Source organism: Chachezhania sediminis, assembly GCF_009765275.1.
GTDB lineage: Bacteria > Pseudomonadota > Alphaproteobacteria > Rhodobacterales > Rhodobacteraceae > Chachezhania > Chachezhania sediminis.
The window spans coordinates 110,954-128,433 of the sequence record NZ_VOPH01000010.1 but is presented as its reverse complement, the minus strand read 5'-3'; the positions used below and the strand labels follow the sequence as shown (position 1 = coordinate 128,433).

The 17,480-nt window shown below is 64.7% G+C and carries 13 protein-coding genes; 11 read left to right on the top strand and 2 right to left on the bottom strand.

All coding sequences use genetic code 11. The features are described from left to right. The first annotated feature begins 103 nt into the window (after positions 1 to 103). Entirely contained in the window at positions 104 to 889 is a 786-nt protein-coding gene (locus FQK05_RS21655) for an ABC transporter ATP-binding protein (protein ID WP_158970849.1), read from the top strand. A 141-nt stretch (positions 890 to 1,030) separates the two neighbouring features. Here FQK05_RS21655 and FQK05_RS21650 read toward each other — a convergent pair whose 3' ends face one another. Further along, a complete protein-coding gene (locus FQK05_RS21650; RefSeq protein ID WP_158970847.1) occupies positions 1,031 to 1,828 on the bottom strand; it encodes an IclR family transcriptional regulator in 798 nt (265 codons plus the stop codon). A 185-nt stretch (positions 1,829 to 2,013) separates the two neighbouring features. Between FQK05_RS21650 and FQK05_RS21645 the strand changes: the two genes are divergently transcribed. Both FQK05_RS21645 and FQK05_RS21640 read left to right on the top strand, forming a co-directional pair. Then, complete coding sequence (locus FQK05_RS21645) at positions 2,014 to 4,119, top strand: TonB-dependent receptor (RefSeq protein WP_158970845.1); 2,106 nt, start codon at positions 2,014 to 2,016, stop codon at positions 4,117 to 4,119. Between the two features lie 77 nt (positions 4,120 to 4,196). Then, entirely contained in the window at positions 4,197 to 5,501 is a 1,305-nt protein-coding gene (locus tag FQK05_RS21640) for an NtaA/DmoA family FMN-dependent monooxygenase (RefSeq protein WP_158970843.1), read from the top strand. A 169-nt stretch (positions 5,502 to 5,670) separates the two neighbouring features. Here FQK05_RS21640 and FQK05_RS21635 read toward each other — a convergent pair whose 3' ends face one another. After that, the gene (locus FQK05_RS21635) at positions 5,671 to 6,093 is read right to left on the bottom strand and encodes a MarR family winged helix-turn-helix transcriptional regulator (RefSeq protein ID WP_158970841.1); all 423 of its coding nucleotides are present in this window, start codon (positions 6,091 to 6,093) and stop codon (positions 5,671 to 5,673) included. Between the two features lie 124 nt (positions 6,094 to 6,217). Between FQK05_RS21635 and FQK05_RS21630 the strand changes: the two genes are divergently transcribed. The 8 genes from FQK05_RS21630 (at position 6,218) to FQK05_RS21595 (ending at position 17,157) form a co-directional block, all read left to right on the top strand. After that, positions 6,218 to 7,312, top strand: coding sequence for a substrate-binding domain-containing protein (locus tag FQK05_RS21630; protein ID WP_158970839.1), 1,095 nt, complete (start codon positions 6,218 to 6,220; stop codon positions 7,310 to 7,312). 130 nt (positions 7,313 to 7,442) lie between these two features. Continuing rightward, a complete protein-coding gene (locus FQK05_RS21625) occupies positions 7,443 to 9,050 on the top strand; it encodes a flotillin domain-containing protein (RefSeq protein ID WP_158970837.1) in 1,608 nt (535 codons plus the stop codon). Positions 9,051 to 9,103: 53 nt separating this feature from the next. Further along, on the top strand, positions 9,104 to 10,327 hold the full coding sequence (locus FQK05_RS21620) for an urea ABC transporter substrate-binding protein (protein ID WP_158970883.1): 1,224 nt from the start codon (positions 9,104 to 9,106) through the stop codon (positions 10,325 to 10,327). Between the two features lie 63 nt (positions 10,328 to 10,390). Further along, on the top strand, positions 10,391 to 11,257 hold the full coding sequence (locus FQK05_RS21615; RefSeq protein WP_158970835.1) for an ABC transporter permease subunit: 867 nt from the start codon (positions 10,391 to 10,393) through the stop codon (positions 11,255 to 11,257). After that, positions 11,257 to 12,282 (top strand): branched-chain amino acid ABC transporter permease, encoded by a 1,026-nt coding sequence (locus tag FQK05_RS21610; RefSeq protein WP_158970833.1) that lies wholly within the window; start codon positions 11,257 to 11,259, stop codon positions 12,280 to 12,282. The genes FQK05_RS21615 and FQK05_RS21610 overlap by 1 nt, the downstream gene beginning before the upstream one ends. Continuing rightward, complete coding sequence (locus tag FQK05_RS21605) at positions 12,275 to 12,991, top strand: ABC transporter ATP-binding protein (RefSeq protein ID WP_158970831.1); 717 nt, start codon at positions 12,275 to 12,277, stop codon at positions 12,989 to 12,991. Before FQK05_RS21610 ends, FQK05_RS21605 begins: the two co-directional genes overlap by 8 nt. Beyond that, positions 12,991 to 15,381, top strand: a complete 2,391-nt coding sequence (locus tag FQK05_RS21600; RefSeq protein ID WP_158970829.1) for an amidase — start codon at positions 12,991 to 12,993, stop codon at positions 15,379 to 15,381. Before FQK05_RS21605 ends, FQK05_RS21600 begins: the two co-directional genes overlap by 1 nt. A gap of 24 nt (positions 15,382 to 15,405) precedes the next feature. Then, positions 15,406 to 17,157, top strand: a complete 1,752-nt coding sequence (locus FQK05_RS21595) for an AMP-binding protein (RefSeq protein WP_158970827.1) — start codon at positions 15,406 to 15,408, stop codon at positions 17,155 to 17,157. Positions 17,158 to 17,480: the final 323 nt, after the last annotated feature.

The following is a 17,480-nucleotide window of genomic DNA, read 5'->3' as shown; positions in this document are numbered from 1 at the left end:
GGTGGACCTGTCCCCATTCTGGCTGTGTCCATATTGCAGAGCGCGTTCCGCAATGCAATACGAAGGCGTGTATTCGGAACGGGTGAAGCGGCATGGGTGCGACATGACAAACCGTCTGCAAGCCGAGGCGGTCACGCTGCGATATGGCGCAAGGGCTATTTCGCAGAACCTGTCGCTGTCGGTGCCGGACGGGGTCTTTACCGCCATCGTCGGGCCGAATGCCTGCGGCAAGTCCACCCTGTTGCGGGCGCTGGCCCGGCTGCTGCCACCCGAAAGCGGGCAGGTGGTGCTGGACGGAAAGGCGATTGCCGAGCTTCCGTCCCGGGAAGTCGCGCGGCGGCTTGGGCTTTTGCCACAAAGTTCAACCGCACCGGACGGGATCACGGTGGCGGACCTGGTCGCGCGCGGCAGGTTCCCGCATCAAAGCTTCTTGCAGCAATGGTCGGCAGCGGATGCCAGGGCCGTGCGCACGGCGATGGCGGCCACGGGCGTGATCGACCTGGCCGGCCGGTCGGTATCCGACCTGTCGGGCGGGCAGCGCCAGCGCGTCTGGATCGCGATGGTGCTGGCACAGGAGACGCCGATCCTGCTGTTGGACGAACCCACGACCTTTCTGGATCTCGCCCATCAGGTTGAACTGCTGGAACTGCTGGGTGAGTTGAACGCCACAGGCCGCACCGTGGTCGCGGTACTGCACGAACTGAACCTGGCGTTCCGCTTTGCCTCTCATCTCGTGGCGATGCGGGACGGGGCCATCGTCGCGGAAGGCCACCCCGAGGAGATCGTGACCGAGGATCTGATCCGGACGGTCTTCGACCTGCCGGCCTTGGTGATGCCCGACCCGCTGACGGGTCGGCCAATGGTCATCCCGCGGGGGAAGGCGGGTTAAGGCTTTCGGCAGGGATCCATTCGGGACGTCCGGCGTCTGGGCGATAAGGTTTGCGGCCGCCCCCGGCGGACGGGTCGACCGCGACCCGCGCTTGCGGATGGGTGAGACTCCCCCGACAGGCCTCTGTTTGCAATGAAAAGATCAGCCCAGAAAGGCCTGTCCGCCCGTCGCGCGGTTGATCACGCGGGCGACCTCCTGCAGGGCCAGCCGGTCGCCGGGTGCCTTCAGCATATTCAGGTCGGTGACCGAGGTCACGACACAGGACAGCTCTCCCTGTGCATCGAGGATCGGCGCGGCCTGACCGGTGACGTTGGCCAAAAGGTGGTTGGTGAGTTCCGCCCAGGCCTCGCGGCGTACACGGTCGATCACGTCGCGCGCCGGCGCGCTGCCGCGGAAGGGTTCGGGCTGGATCCGGCGCGCAACCTCGATCTGGGCGCGGGGCAGGAAGGCCTGGAAGATCAGGCCCACGGCGGTGTTGTCGACCGGCAGCGTGTCCCCCAGCCCCAACGACGAGATCGCGAAATGCGCGCCGCGATACCAGCGGACCAGCGTCGGCCCGTGTTCCGTCCAGATCGCGACGCCGCTGCTCATCGCGCGGCTTTGGGCCAACTGCTTCATCTGCAGCCCGGCGATATCCACCGCATCGACCTGGCGCAGCGCCGCGATCCCGATGCTCAGCGCCGAAGGCCCCAGTTCGTAATGGCCGCTGACCGGGTCCTGCCGCGACAGGCCTTCCTTCACCAGGCTTTGCATGTAGCGATGCGCCGTCGACCGCCCCACCCGCGCCAGCCGGGCCAGTTCGCCCAAGGGTAGGGCAGAATCGGCCGAGGCCAAGACCGTCAGGAAGCGCATCGCGACCGAGATCGACTGGATCGTCGTCGACCGCTTTGCCTCCGGCGCCTCGGCCTGCTCTTCCGGGAACAGCTCGAATTCCTTCATGACCTGGGTCTCCTCCGCTGCGAACAGCTTACCTGGGTGGCTGCGGCAACAATAGACAAGTGTTTTTGTCGGGAAAAGCGGCGCATCGATTGACTTGCGGAACACGTCATGCAATGCGGAACGCGTATTCCGCCAGCCGGTCCCTGCCATGCCAGCCTGAATCTCCAGACCGATCAGGGGACCACATGTTTCACACCCAACGTGCGCGGCTGGCGCAGAGCGCCAGCCTGCTGACCATCGCCGCCGTGTTTGCCGCCGCGCCTTCCTTCCGCGGGGCGCAAGCAGAGGACGCAGTCATCGCCGAAGGCTATGACCTGGGCACCATCTATGTGACCGGCGAAAAAATCGTACGCGATATCGCCGACACCAGCAGTTCCGTGGCGGTCATCACCGCCGACGAGATCGCGGAAGAACGGGCCGGCAAGGACGACGTCCAGGGCGCCGTCGAGGGCACGCCAAACGTCTTCTACAACGGATCCGTCAGCACGCCGATCTTCCGCGGCGTGAATTCCGAAGGACCGCAGACCGGCGCCTATGCCTTCTTCGGCGGCACGGTTCCGCGCGCGACGGTCAATGTCGACGGACATTACCAGAGCTATAACGAGCTCTTCTATGGTGCGACGTCGATCTGGGACGTCGACTCGATCGAGGTCTTCCGCGGTCCCCAGACCACCGTCCAGGGCGCCAACGCCATTGCCGGTGCGATCATAGTCAACACCAAGGACCCGGTCTTCTATCGCGAAGGCGCCTATCGGCTGGAAGTCGGCAATTACAATCAGCGCCGCGCGTCCTTCATATACAACGCGCCCATCGGCGAACAGCTGGCCGCCCGGATCGCGCTGGACTACTCCGCCCGCGATACGTTCATCACCTATTCCAGCCCGGTCTTTTCGCAGAACGAATTCGGCCAGAATTTCAAGAACATGAACGGCCGGGCTAAACTGCTTTGGGCGCCCATGGACGTGCCGGGGCTGGAGGTCATGCTGACCTACAGCCACACCAGGTCGAACCGGCCCAGTATCGAAGGGGCGGGCCCGCCCTATGACGACCTGGTGTCCCCCACGACGCAGATGCCCAGCTGGGAACAGACCACCGACGTGGGCATCCTGGATGTCGAATACGATTTCGGCAACGGCATGATGCTGTCGAACCAGACCCAGTATTCGCAGGCCGATGTCGACCGAAGGGTCAGCCAGAACCCGGCCGCGGGCGATGCCGACATCAGGCAGGACACCTATACCAACGAAACGCTGCTGTCCTTCGGCCAGCCGGACGACGTCGTCAGCGGGATCATGGGTCTGTGGGCGGCCTATACCACGGCGGACGAGGTGCTGAATCAGGGCGGGATTTCGACCTTCAAGGACCAGAAGCACAATCTGGGCCTGTTCGGCGAACTGACCTGGCGGATGACCGACCGGTGGACCCTGAATGCAGGCCTTCGCTATGAACGGGACCAGATCCAGCGGTCGGGCACTGTCTCGCCCTTTTTTGCCAAGTCCAACCTGAACTACGCCGAGACCTTCACCGAACTGCTGCCGAAACTGTCGCTGGCCTATGACATCACCGAGGACTTTACCGTCGGCGCGCTGGTCAAGAAGGGATACAATCCCGGCGGTGTCTCGCTCGACTTCCTCTATACTCACGAGTTCCAGAACTTCGACAAGGAAACCGTCTGGGATTACGAACTGTTCACCCGGGCCAACCTGATGGGCGACAAGCTGTTCGTGAACGGCAACCTGTTCCTGATGGACTATTCCAATGCCCAGCAGAACATAACCGGCGACGTCAACGGCGTGACCTATGTCCACACGATCAACGCCGAATCCGCCCGGTCCTACGGCCTTGAACTGTCGATGGACTATCAGCCGATCAGTACGCTGTCGCTGCAGGCGGGTCTTGGCCTGCTGAATACCGAGTTCACGGATTTCCCGGAACAGTCGGCCTGGGTCGGCAACGCCTTCGCCAACGCGCCGGGGACCATGTTCTCGGTCGGGGCCAGCTGGGACGTGACCGACCGTTTCAACATCGGCGGCGATATGCGCTATGTCGACGGCTACTATTCGGACGCGGCAAACACGCCTGCCTACCGGGTCAACGGCTATACGCTGGTGGACCTGCAGGCCAGCTATCGCATCAATGACGCGGTGGAGCTGTATGGCTATGTCAACAACGTCTTCGACGAACGCGTGCCGGTGCTGCTGCAACCGGCGCGGGGCTCGACTTCGGCCTTCACGCAGGCCAGCGTGACAAGCCCGCGCATGGTCGGAATCGGCGTCCGCGGCACGTTCTGATCCCAGGCTTCGGACATAACCGGCCGGCCCCCTTGCCGGGGCCGGTCCAGACGACTTCAAGACATAGGCAGGACCACATGCTCCGACCAAAACTGTGCATCGGGATGTCGCTGGCCCCGACCTGGCTGAGCGGCGAAGGCTGGCGGGCGCCCGACAGCGGGATCGAGGGTCTCTATTCCGCGGATTTCGCGCTGGATATCGCCCGAAAGGCCGAGGCCGCGCATCTGGACTTCGTGTTTCGCCCCGATGCCAGCTTCCTGATGGTCGAACCACTGGAACAAAGCTTCGGCTTTTCTTCCGTCGATCCTACGCTACTGGTCGCGGCCCTGGTGCGCGAGACGTCGAAGATCGGACTGGTCACCACGATTTCCACCACCTTCGGCCATCCCTACACGGCCGCGCGCCAGATCATGTCTCTCCACTGGATGAGCCGCGGGCGCGCCGGATGGAACATGGTCACGGCCCTGCAGGGTAACCAGAATTTCGGCCTGCCCGACATGCCCTCGTCCGAGGCGCGCTATGCCAGGGCCGAGGAATTCACCGACATCGTGCAGAAACTGTGGCAGAGCTTCCCGGCCGAGGCGCTGCTGGTCGACCGGGACACTGGCCGCTATGCCGATACCGACCTGATCCTGCCGATCAACCACCACGGCGCCACCTTCGACGTGGAAGGGCCGCTGAACATCCCCGAATATGCAGGGCCCCGGATTCCGCTGATGCAGGCGGGCGGGTCGGCCATGGGGATCGACTATGCCGCGCGGACCGCCGACATGGTCTTTGCCCTGACCCCCGATATCGACACAGCCGCCAAGATGCGCGCGCAGTTGAGCGAACGGGCCCGGGCCCACAACCGTTCGCCCGCGGCCGTCCGGATGCTGCCGGGGCTCAGCCTGTATCTGGGCGCCACACGGGCCGAGGCACGGGACCTGTTCATGGCGACCCATGCCCGCGTGACCCGGTCGGAACGGCTGCAGCGCCTGCAGGCGGCGACGGGCCTGGACCTGTCCGACTGGCCCGAGGACAGGCACGTCACCGCCGCCGATCTGGCCCAGGCCAAAAGGGGCGGGCAATACGACAAGCTTCTGCGCCTGATCGCCGCCGAACGCCCGACGCTTGCCGACCTGCTGACCCGGCCGGAAACGCTGGCTTCGCTGCACTGGCAAGTGATCGGCACGGTCGAAGAGGCGCAGGCAGAGATCACGCGCTGGTTCCGCGCCGGGGCCATCGACGGATTCGTGGCCGTTCCCGGCGGGTCGACCCGGTCGCTGGACCTGACACTGACCGAGCTAATCCCGCGCCTGGCCGAGGCGGGCCTCTACCGGTCCGAATATACCGGCGACACATTGATCCACCATCTGGAAGAAGACCCGCCGCTGGTCTGACCGCAGACCCTTCGCCTGTTGCAGCCGGCCGGAACCATCCCCGGTTGCGCCGGGTCAAGATGTCCCCCTGTACCCTGCATGCGCAGGGCCGTTCAGGGCAGGAAGATCATCGGTCGCAGAACAGAAGGGCCAGGCGACCGGGACCGGTCACAGCAGGTCGGCGTACCGGTCAGGACAGCTTGGCCAATGCCTTCCGCAGAAGGTCGATCGACGTCTCGTCCAGCAGCGCCGCCAGATTCTGGTCCTCGGCGTCGACATCCTCGCGGATCTGGATCATCCGCATCCGGCCCAGCGAGGTCAGCAGCAGGTTGATCTGGCGGTGATCCTCGTCCGCGACACGGCGATGGACCAGACCGTCCAGCACCATGCGGTCCACCAGCTTGGACAGGGTGGGCGGATTGACCAGCGCCCGGTCGGCCAGTTGCCCCATTGTCAGACGCTCGCCCGCGTCCAGGCATTCCATGACGCGCCAGGCCTCGATCTTGATGCCGTGCTTCCTGAGTCGATCAGACAAGGACTTGCTGATCGACCGGTGCGCGGCCGCCAGGACATAGGACAGGTGGTTCTCGAAGTGCTTTTTCTGTGCAGACATCGTGGATCCAGGCTTGCTCGGCCTCAATTTATTTGACTTGGAAACTAGTTTCAATTGCTATGTCCGGATTATCCCGGTTGCGCGGGGGGGACATGCCTTGGGACGGGTTTCGGCGGACGAGTCCATGCCGATGGAACTTGCGGTTTTCCGCGAGAGCGGGCTTCTGGCCCGGTCGGACTGTTTTCGCGTCGCGCTGCTGATCCCGCTGTGCGGATCCGCCGGCATCTGGGCGCCGTCCTGCATTTCATCCGCGCAGGTCGCGGTGGCCGAGCTGAACCGCGCCAGTGGCATCGACGGGCGCAAGGTGCAGCTGATCATGATCGACGCCGCGGTCGAGGCAGCAGAACCGGTCGAGGAGATCGTGAACGACCTGATCGACATGGGGGCCATCGACGCCATCGTCGGCATGCATATCAGCGCGATCCGCCAGCGGCTGTCGAAGGTCGTCCGCCAACGCATTCCTTACATCTATACCCCGCTTTATGAAGGCGGAGAGTCGACGCCGGGCCTCTTTGCCATTGGCGAAACGCCGCACGAACAGCTGGGCCCGGCCATCTCGCGGCTTCAGACCACCTATCGCCCGCGGAAATGGGCGCTGATCGGCAACGATTACGTCTGGCCGCGCAGTTCCCACAACTATGCCAAGGACCTGCTGAAGTCGCTGGATGTCCAGGTGGTGATGGAGCAGTACCTGCCCTTCGGCTTTTCCAGGATGCGGCCGGTCGCCGAAGCGCTGGAAGCGTCGGGCGCCGATGCGGTGCTGGTGTCGCTGGTGGGGCAGGATGCCGTCGACTTCAACCGGGTGTTCGGGAAGATGGGCCTGCACCGCAGGATCATCCGCCTGTCTTGCGCGATCGAGGAAAACGGCCTGATGGCCTGCGGGGCGGGCAACCTGGAGCGGCTCTTCGCCGTGTCGTCCTATTTCGGCGCCCTGTCGACCGATGCGAACGCCGCCTTCAAGGAACGCTATCACACCATGCACGGCGACTTTGCCCCGGCGCTGAATGCGTTGGGGCAATCGTGCTACGAAGGAGTGAACTATCTCTCGTCGCTGCTTTGCAACCACGGAGACCGCTGGCGCGGCGCGTCCACACGGGATGCCCTGCCGGTCCGCTATCTGTCGGGGCGCAGCCGGTCCTGCACCTCGGGGCAGGGCCGGCCGACCGTCTATCTGGCACGCGCCGACGGCCTGCAGTTCTGCGACTTCAAGCCATTGTAATATAACGTATTTTCAAATTGCTTTCCAAATCAAATAAATTACTTGAAATGGAAAGCAAATTTCGTAACCTCTGATTGTCGTCAGGAGTCGCCCCGAAAGCACGGGGCTGCGGGCAGCGGAGGCACACGTATTGTTCTGGATTTCGGCCCTTATCATCTTCGTGGTCCTGCTGCTGATCGGGATCTGGTTCCTTCAGCGTTTCTATGCCAAGGCGACGCTTGAAACCGCGCTGGTACGGACGGGGATGGGCGGCCGCCGGGTGCTGACCGATGGCGGCTGCGTGGCGCTGCCCATCGTGCACCAACTTCAGCGTATTTCGATGCAGACCGCGGCGATCAAGCTGACCCGGACGGGCCGCGAGGCTGTGTTGACCGGCGACCAGTTGCGTGCCGACATCGTCATGGAATTCGAACTGCGTGTCAGCCCCGAACCCGCGGGCATCGCCGTTGCGGCGCAAGCCCTGGGCCACCGGATCGCCCGCAGCGGCGAGGCCTTCGAGGAGGTCCTGGGCGGAACGCTGGCCAGCGCGGTCCAGACCGCTGCCGCCAGCCGCAGCCTGGGCGACATCCACATCGGCCGCGCGGCCTTCTCCGAGGAAGTTTCGGAAACCGTGGCGCGTCAGGCGGAGCGGCTGGGGCTGGATCTTGTTTCGGCCTCGCTTGTGGCCGTCGATCAAAGCGACCTGAGCCAGCGGGACGAGAACAACGCCTTCAACGCCCGCGGCATGCGGCGGCTGGCGGAGCTGGTGGCGGAAGAGCGCAAGGCCCGCATCGCCATCGAGACGACGACAGAAACCGTACTGCGCGAACACCGGCTGGCCCAGCACCAGCGCCAGATCGAACTGCAACGCGCCGAGCGCGAAGCGGAAATCGCACAGCAGGAATACCTGGCGCGGCTGGAAGCCGAGGCGGAAAGCCGGTCTGCCACGGCAAGGGCCGAGGCACGGCGGGCGTCGGAAACCGCGCGGATCGTGCAGGAGCGGGAAACCAAATCTGCGCAGGTCGCCAATGACGAGGCGCTGCGCAAGGCCGAGATGCAGGCCCTGCTGGAGCTGGAAGAGGCCAAGATCGCCAACGACATACGGCTGGCGCAGGCCCGCGCCAAGGAAGCCGCAGCCAAGGCCGCCGAGGAAGAGGCCCGCGCCCAGGTGATCCTCGCCGCGGAAAGCGTGCAGGCCCAGAAGGAACGCGCCGTCACCCAGCGCGAACGCGAGATCGCGCGGATGAAGCAGGAACGCGACATCGAACTGGAAGATGCCCGCGTGAAAAGCGATGTCGGCACCCTGCTGGCCAGGGCGCAGGCCGATGCGTCGGCCAAGACCACTGCCGCCAATGCGGAAAAGGCCGCGATGGAAGCGCAGGCCGCGGGCCGTGCAGCCCTGAACCAGGCAGAAAACACGCTGAGCGACGCCGTGATTCGGATGCGGCTGGAAGAGCGCAAGCTGGACCGCATGCCCGAAATCATGACCCAGATGATGAAGCCGGTCGAAAAGATCGACTCGATCCGCATCAACCATATCGGCGGGCTGGGCGGCGGCGGCATGGGCGATGGCGGGGGCGACAGCGCCTTTGGTTCGGCCATGGACCAGATCCTGGGCATGGCCGTGCGCCTGCCCGCGATGAAGCAGATGGGCGAGGAAATCGGGCTGGATTTCGACGTGGCCACGGCCGGACGCACGGCCGACTACGCCACCAAGATGCGGGGCAAGGACATCCCCAAACCCAAACCTGAAGAGTGACCTGAAGTCACCTTTCCCCACACGACAGAAACCCAACAACGGAGGACATGAAGATGTCTCTGAAAAGGAGAGAATTCCTTGGCGCCGGCGCCGCTGCCCTCGCCACGGCTTCCCTGCTGCCCCGCGCGGCCCTTGCGGCGGACACGATCAAGCTGGGCTCGATCCTCGACACCTCGGGCATCTTCGACGCCTATGGCAAGCCGATGGACCAGGCGACGCGGCTGGCGGTGGCCGACATCAATGCGGCCGGGGGCCTTCTGGGACGCCAGGTCGAGATAATCGATTACGACACCCAGTCGGACATGGCGCTTTATTCCCAGTATGCCCAGAAGCTGACCCGGCAAGACCGTGTCGACGTGGTGCATGGCGGGATCCTGTCGGCCTCGCGCGAAGCGATCCGCCAGACGATGCGCAAGACCGACACGCTGTATTTCTACAACGTCCAGTATGAAGGCGGCGTCTGCGACCGCAACATCTTCGTCACCGGCGTGACGCCGACCCAACAGGTCGAGGTGCTGGTCCCCTACGCGATGAAGAAGTCCGGGCCCAAGGTCTATATCCTGGCCGCGGACTATAATTACGGTCAGATCACCGCGCGCTGGATCCAGAAATTCGTGGAAGAAAACGGCGGCGAGGTCGTGGCGACCGACTTTTTCCCGCTGGACGTGTCGGACTTCGGGTCGACCATCACCAAGATCCAGCAGGCTTCGCCCGATCTGGTCGTGGCCCCGCTGGTCGGCGGCGCGCATCTGTCGTTCTTCCGTCAATGGGCGGCGGCCGGCATGAACACGAAAATCCCGCTGGCGTCGACCACGATGGGCGTGGGCAACGAACACAAGGTCCTGACCTCGGCCGAGGGCGACGGGATCATGGTGGCTTACAACTACTCGCAGGAACTGGACACGCCGGAAAACAAGGCCTTCAAGGAGAAGTGGAAGGCGGCTTACGGCGATACGACCGGGATCCATGAACTGGCCGTTTCGACCTATCAGGGCATCATGCTGTGGGCCGAAGGCGTGAAGAAGGCCGGTAGCCTTGAACACGACGCGGTGGTCGAGGCGCTGGAAAGCGGGATTTCCATCGTCGGCCCGGCGGGCAACATCGCCATCGATCCGCAGACCCACCATGCCATTCTCGACGTGCATATCATGGAGGTCGAGGACCAGAAGATGAAGGTGGTCGAGACCCTGAACCAGGTCGCGCCCGTCGACACGCAGGCGGTCTGCAACCTGCAGGAAAACCCCGACGACAACATGCAGTACGAGATCGAGATCTGATCCTCGTCCCGCGGGGCGGCGCCCGTCGCCCCGCAGCCCCCATCCGTCGCAGAACAGGCCGTCATGGATATCAGTTTCGTCATCCTTGTTGAGATGCTTTATGCCATCGCCTCGCTTGTGCTGATCAGCGCCGGGCTGGCGGTCGTGTTCGGCATGATGAAGGTCATCAACCTTGCCCATGGCGAGTTCATGATGATGGGCGGCTATGCCACCATCACGGCGGTCCAGTTGGGGGTGAACGTGTTCATCGCCATGCTGATCGTGGCGCCGCTGGTCGTGGGTGTGATCGGTCTGATCGTCGAACGGCTGGTGATCCGGCATCTCTACGGGCGGCTGGTCGACACGATGCTGGCCACGTGGGGCCTTAGCCTTGTGTTCATCGGGCTGGCCACGATGATCTTCGGCAACACGACGACGGGCATTTCCACGCCGATCCCGGGTTTCGCCGTCGGCGATTACCAGATCAACGGCTACAACTTCTTCATCATCGTCGTGGCGATCCTGCTGGTCGTGCTGATGTACGCGGTGCTGAAGGGCACCCGGGCCGGTCTGATCGCGCGCGGCACGATGCAGCGGTCCGACATGGCCGCGGCCCTGGGCTACAGCCCCGACCGGATCTACATGGCGACCTTCTTCTGCGGGTCCGCCCTGTCGGGCCTTGCCGGTGCGATCCTGGCGCCGCTGGTCGGATTGGTCCCGACCTCGGGCGGGGCCTATATCGCCAAGGCCTTCATCACGGTGATTGCGGGCGGACCATCCCTGATCGCGGGGCTGGTCAGTTCGGCCACCTCCTTCGGTTTCGTCAGCCAGGTCTTCACCTTCGCCATCTCGCCCGTGATCGGAGAGGTCGCGTTGCTGGTCGCCGCCGTGATCCTGCTGCGGCTGATGCCGCAAGGGATCACCAGCCGCTTCTTCAAGGGCAAGCTGTGATGGACCGTTCCGCCGTCCGCGACGTGATCGTCACGTTGGTCGTGTCTGCGATCCTGATCGGCGTGATGCCGATGCTGATTTCCACCTACACGCTGACCGTGCTGATCATCTACGGAATGCTGGGCCTGAGCCTTGGACTGATCTGGGGCTTCGGCGGAATCCTGTGCTTCGGGCAGGCCGCGTTCTTCGGGCTGGGGGCCTATGTCTACGCCATCTCGGCCGTGAATGTGGGGGAAAGCACGCTGCCGATGATCCTGGCTGTGCTGCTGACTGCGGGCTTTGCGGCGCTGCTGGGTGCCATGATGTTCTATGGCCGCCTGACCGACGTCTATCTGGGGGTGATCACGCTGGTCGTCACGCTGATCCTGTTCAAGTTCATCAACTCGACCGCCGGACCGCAATACGTGATCGGCAAGGCGCGGATGGGCGGGTTCAACGGCATCCCCGGTTTTCAGACGCTGAACGTCCCCGGCGATCCCGGCGCCTATATCTGGGGCGACGCATATTACTATGTCTGCGCCGTGGCGCTGATCATCGTCTACCTGCTGGTCACCTGGCTGCTGCGGTCGTCCTTCGGGCGCATCGCCATCGGCATCCGCGAGAATGAAACCCGCATGGCCCTGATCGGCTATGACGTCGCCGCGCGGAAGACGGTCCTGTTCGCCGCCGGGGCTGGCATCGCCGGACTGGCCGGCGCGCTTTACGCCAGCTGGGCCGAGATCGTGACGCCCACGCTCTTTTCGCTGGGCCAGTCGGCCGAAATCATCATCTGGTGCATCGTCGGCGGCCTGGGCACACGGCTGGGACCCATCGTGGGGGCGGCGGGTCTGGCGTACCTGAAATTCCTGCTGGGTCAGCAAAGCATGATCGACAACACGCTGATCATGGGGCTGGTGCTGGTGATCTTCGTCCTGTTCCTGCCGCGTGGCCTTGTCCCGGCCATCGGGGCGCTGTGGCAGGTGTCGGTCGGGCACAAGGTCCGCCGCCGCCCGGCACGGCGCATGCGGAGGGCGCGAAATGGCTGAGACCGTCCTTGAAACATCCGGCCTGACGATGCGCTTCGGCGGGGTCGTGGCCAGCGACAACGTGAATTTCAAGCTGAAGCACCGCGAGCTGCGCTGCCTGATCGGGCCGAACGGCGCCGGGAAATCCACCTTCTTCAAATGCGTGACGGGCCTGCTGACGCCGTCCGACGGGCATGTCTTCATGCGCGGGCAGGATGTGACCGGTTGGATGCCGCATCAGGTCGCCTCGCTGGGGGTGGGGATCAAGACCCAGACCCCGAACGTCATGGACGCGCTCAGCGTGCACGAAAACATCTGGCTGGCCGCCCGCCGCTTCTTCGACCCGGCCGAAGCCCGCGCTCGCACCGGCGACGTGATCGACCGCCTGTCGCTGGGTCCTATCGCGCGGACGGATCTGGGCCAGCTGGCCCATGGCGAACGGCAGCGGGTGGAACTGGGCCTGGTGATCGTCACCGACCCCTGGCTGGTGCTGCTGGACGAACCGGCGGCAGGCATGAGCGCCGAGGATGTCGACCGGATGACGGAGATCATCCATGACATCACCCGCTCCGCTTCGGTCGTGATTGTCGAACACGACATGCAGTTCATCCGCTCCATCGCCGAAACGGTCACCGTGTTCCACCAGGGACGGGTGCTGATGGAAGACCATGTCGACCGCGTGATGACGGACGAGACGGTGCGCCGCGTCTACCTTGGAAAGAAGGCCTGATGACCGAAGACCGAGATATCCTTCTGTCCGCCCAGGGCCTGTCGGGCGGCTATGGCCGCGTGCCGATCCTGCACGGGATCGACCTGGAGGTGGCCGAGAACGAGATCGTGGGCGTCCTGGGCCACAACGGCATGGGCAAGACCACGCTTCTGAAGACGCTGATGGGGTTCCTGCCCGCGACATCGGGGCAGATCCGCTATGACCAGACCGACATCACCCGTGCAGCGCCCAACGAACGCGGGCAGATGGGGATCGGCTACGTGCCGCAGGGCAGGGGGATCTTCCCGCAGCTGACGGTGCGCGACAACCTGCGGTTCGCCTGGCACGACTATGGCGCGGGGTCCGAGGCAGAGGTGATGGAGAACGTCCTTCAGGACTTCCCCCGCCTGACCCGGCTTCTGGACCGCGAAGGCGGCGCACTGTCGGGCGGTGAACAGCAATTGCTGGCGCTGGCCCGCTGCCTGATGGGGCATCCGGATTTCCTGCTGCTGGACGAGCCGACCGAAGGCATCCAGCCCTCGATCATCGAAGAGATGGCCGAAACGCTGCTGCACCTGCGGGAAAGCCGCGGCCTGTCGGTGCTGCTGGTCGAACAGAACTTCGACTTCATCGCCGACCTGTCGGACCGGGTGCTGGTGCTGGAACGCGGCCGGATCACCGGCACGCTGTCCCGCGCCGACCTGTCCGACCGCGCGCGGGTCGACGAGCTTCTGGGCTTCGGCGCCCGCGGCACCCGCCGGGACAGTGCACCCAGATCGACAAGCGCAGCGGCACCGGCCTCTGCCCCGCGCAGCAGCACGCATCCCGCGCCCTCCCGGTCCGCCCGCGCCGACCGGCCCGCGCCGACGCCCCTCCATGCTTCCCCGAAGGTGAACACCGTGACGATCAAACGCCCCACCCTTTCGCAGATGCGCGCCATGGCGGAGCGCTTTGGCATGTCGCTCTCGGACGAGGATCTGCTGGAATATACCGAGATCATCGAACCCTTCCTGCAGTCCTACGACCGGCTTGACGCAATGCCGGATTACCTGCCCGAGGTGCGTTACCCACGGTCGCCCGGCTATCACCCGGACCCGTCCGAGAACCCGCTGAACGCCTGGTACGTCAAGACCGAGGTCCGCGGCGCCCCGGACGGCAAGCTGCGCGGCAAGCGGATCGCGCTGAAGGATACGATCTGCCTGGCGGGCGTGCCCCTGATGAACGGGTCGTCCATCATGGAAGGCTATACGCCCGAAATCGACGCGACCATCGTGACGCGGATGCTGGACGCGGGCGCGATCATCGCGGGCAAGGCCCATTGCGAGAACTTCTGTCTTTCGGGCGGATCCCATACCAATGCCAAGGGCCCGGTCCACAACCCTTGGAAGCGCGGCTACATGGCGGGCGGTTCCTCCTCCGGCTCTGCCGCGCTGGTGGCGGCCGGAGAGGTCGACATGGCCATCGCGGGCGACCAGGGCGGATCGATCCGGATCCCGGCTTCGAATTGCGGCGTCTACGGGATGAAGCCGACCCACGGGCTGGTGCCCTATACCGGCGCCATGCCGATCGAGCAGACCATCGACCACCTGGGCCCGGTGACGAAGACCGTGGCCGACAACGCCCTGCTGCTGGAGGTTCTGGCCGGTCCCGACGGGCTGGACCCGCGGCAGTACAACCCGACCGTATATTCCTACACGGAGGCGCTGGGACGCGGCGCGCACGGGATGCGGATCGGGATCCTGAAGGAAGGCTTCAACCACGCCAATTCCGAACCGGATGTCGACGCGAAGGTGATGCAGGCCGCCGAACGCTTCCGCGAACTGGGCGCGCGTGTCGAGGAGGTTTCGGTCCCCGAACATTTCACCGCCATGGACGCCTGGACCGCGATCACGCTGGAAGGGCTGCAGGACGGGATGATGTGGGGGAACTCGACCGGCACGAACTACAAGGGCCTGTTCCTGCCATCGATGACCGACCACATGGCACAGTGGAAGAACCGCGCCGACGAACTCAGCCATTCGCTGAAGGCCTGCATGTTCGTGGGTGAACATGCGCAAAGCATGTATCGGGGCCGCTTCTACGGCAAGGCGCAGAACATCATGCGCAAGGTCAACGAACGCTATCACGCGGCGCTGAAGCAATACGACCTGCTGCTGCTGCCGACCCTGCCGGTCAAGCCCCAGCCGCACCCGCCCGCGGATTGCACGCTGAGCCTTTACGTCCAGCGCGCCTTCGAGATGACAGCCAACACAGCCCCCTTCAACGGCGGTCTGCCGGCGATGAGCATTCCCTGCGGCCTGAGCGAGGGCCTGCCCATCGGCCTGATGCTTGTCGGTCCGAACTATGGTGAGATGAAAATCTACCAGGCAGCGCATGCCTTCGAGCAATCGGGCGACTGGCGCGACATGTGAGTTCCTGAGGAGGAGGAGACGGCCATGAGCATCCTGAATGAAAGCGTCGCCGGCCGGATCAGGTCATTCGGGACGGACAGTGCCGCGCCCGTGCCCGTGGATCTGGCCCCCCGGGACGGGCGGTCCTATGTGCAGGGGCCCAGCGTCCCGCCGCTGGTCTATGCCACGATCCCGCAGATGCTGGCCGACACCGTGTCGCGCTATGGGCCACGGGATGCGCTGGTCTTTCCGGACCGCAGGCTCAGCTATTACGACCTGGACCGCGAGGTGGACGCGCTGGCCTCTGGCTTCCTGGCGATGGGACTGGAAAAGGGCGACCGGCTGGGGATCTGGTCGCCCAACCGGCTGGAATGGGTGCTGACCCAGTTCGCCACGGCACGGATCGGGGTGATCCTGGTCAACATCAATCCCGCCTATCGCCTGAACGAGCTGGAATATGCGCTGAACAAGTCGGGCTGCACCGCGCTGGTGCTGGCACCGCGGTTCAAGACGTCGGACTACATCGACATGATCCGCACGCTGGCGCCAGAGATGGAGCGGTCCGAAAAGGGCCGCCTGCACGCGGTGAAAGTGCCCGCACTCCGCCATGTCATCGTGATGGAGGACGCCCCCGCCGGCGCCTGGAGTTTCGACGAGATCGCGGCCCTTGGCGGCCCGGCCCAGCAGCTGCGCCTGCCGCAGATCGACCGCAAGCTGCAACCGGACGACGCGATCAACATCCAGTTCACCTCCGGCACGACGGGCCATCCCAAGGGCGCGACGCTGTCTCATTACAACGTCATCAACAACGCCCGGTTCGTGACCGACCGGATCAAGCTGACGGAAACCGACCGGCTGGCGATCCCGGTGCCGCTCTATCACTGCTTCGGCATGGTGATGGCCGTGCTGGGCGCGGTCAGCAAGGGCGCCGCGATGGTCTTTCCGGGCGAGGCCTTCGAACCCGCCCAGACGCTGGACACCGTCAGCGCGGAACGCTGCACCGCACTTTACGGTGTGCCGACGATGTTCGTGGCCATGCTGGCGGAACTGGACGCCAAGCCCCGAGAGCTGTCCAGCCTGCGCACGGGCGTGATGGCCGGCGCGCTGTGCCCGGTCGAGGTGATGCGCCAGGTCAACGACCGGATGCATATGTCCGAGGTCACGATCTGCTATGGCATGACCGAAACCTCGCCCGTATCGTTCCAAAGCTTCGTCGACGATCCATTGGTGAAGCGCTGCGAAACGGTGGGCCGGGTGCATCCGCATCTGGAGGTGAAAATCGTCGATGCCGAGGGCGCCATCGTGCCGCCGGGCACGCAGGGCGAACTTTGCACCCGCGGCTATTCGGTGATGAAGGGCTATTGGGACGAACCGGAACGCACGGCCGAGGCGATCCGCGACGGGTGGATGCACACCGGCGATCTGGCGGTGCTGGACGACGAAGGGTTCTGCACCATCACCGGCCGGATCAAGGACATGATCATCCGCGGGGGCGAGAACATCTATCCGCGCGAGATCGAGGAATTCCTGATCGCCCATCCCCATGTGCGCGACGTGCAGGTCTTCGGAATCCCCGACGACCGCTTCGGCGAGGAGGTCTGTGCCTGGGTCATCGCGGTCGAGGGCGCGGGCCTGACGGCCGAGGCGCTGCGCAGCCACTGCACGGGCCAGATCGCCCATTTCAAGGTCCCGCGCCACATCCATCTGGTGGAGGAACTGCCGATGACGATCACGGGCAAGCCGCAGAAATTCGTGATGCGCGACCTGATGGTCGAGCTGCTAAAGACCGGGGACTGATCGGAAGACCGGTCGCGACAGGGCCTTCCGGAACCGGGCACCAGGCACGGACCAGCCCAGGACCCCATCGGTCATGAAGCCCGGGCGGGGCGCAGGTGCTGCATCCGCGTGCCCGGGCCTGCCTCGCGACGGACTTTCCCGAAAGGGCCCGCTGCCTGCGCCCGAAACCGCCACGCCCATCGTCTTCTTCAGAGAGATGGAGCCGCGGATGGTCGCGCGGGTCGACGTCCGCGTCCCCGGAAAGTCCGATTGCGTTCGGCAAACCCGGTTCTGCACCGGACGCAAAGGTGCCTGCCGACAGCCGCGCCCACCCGGATCTGCCT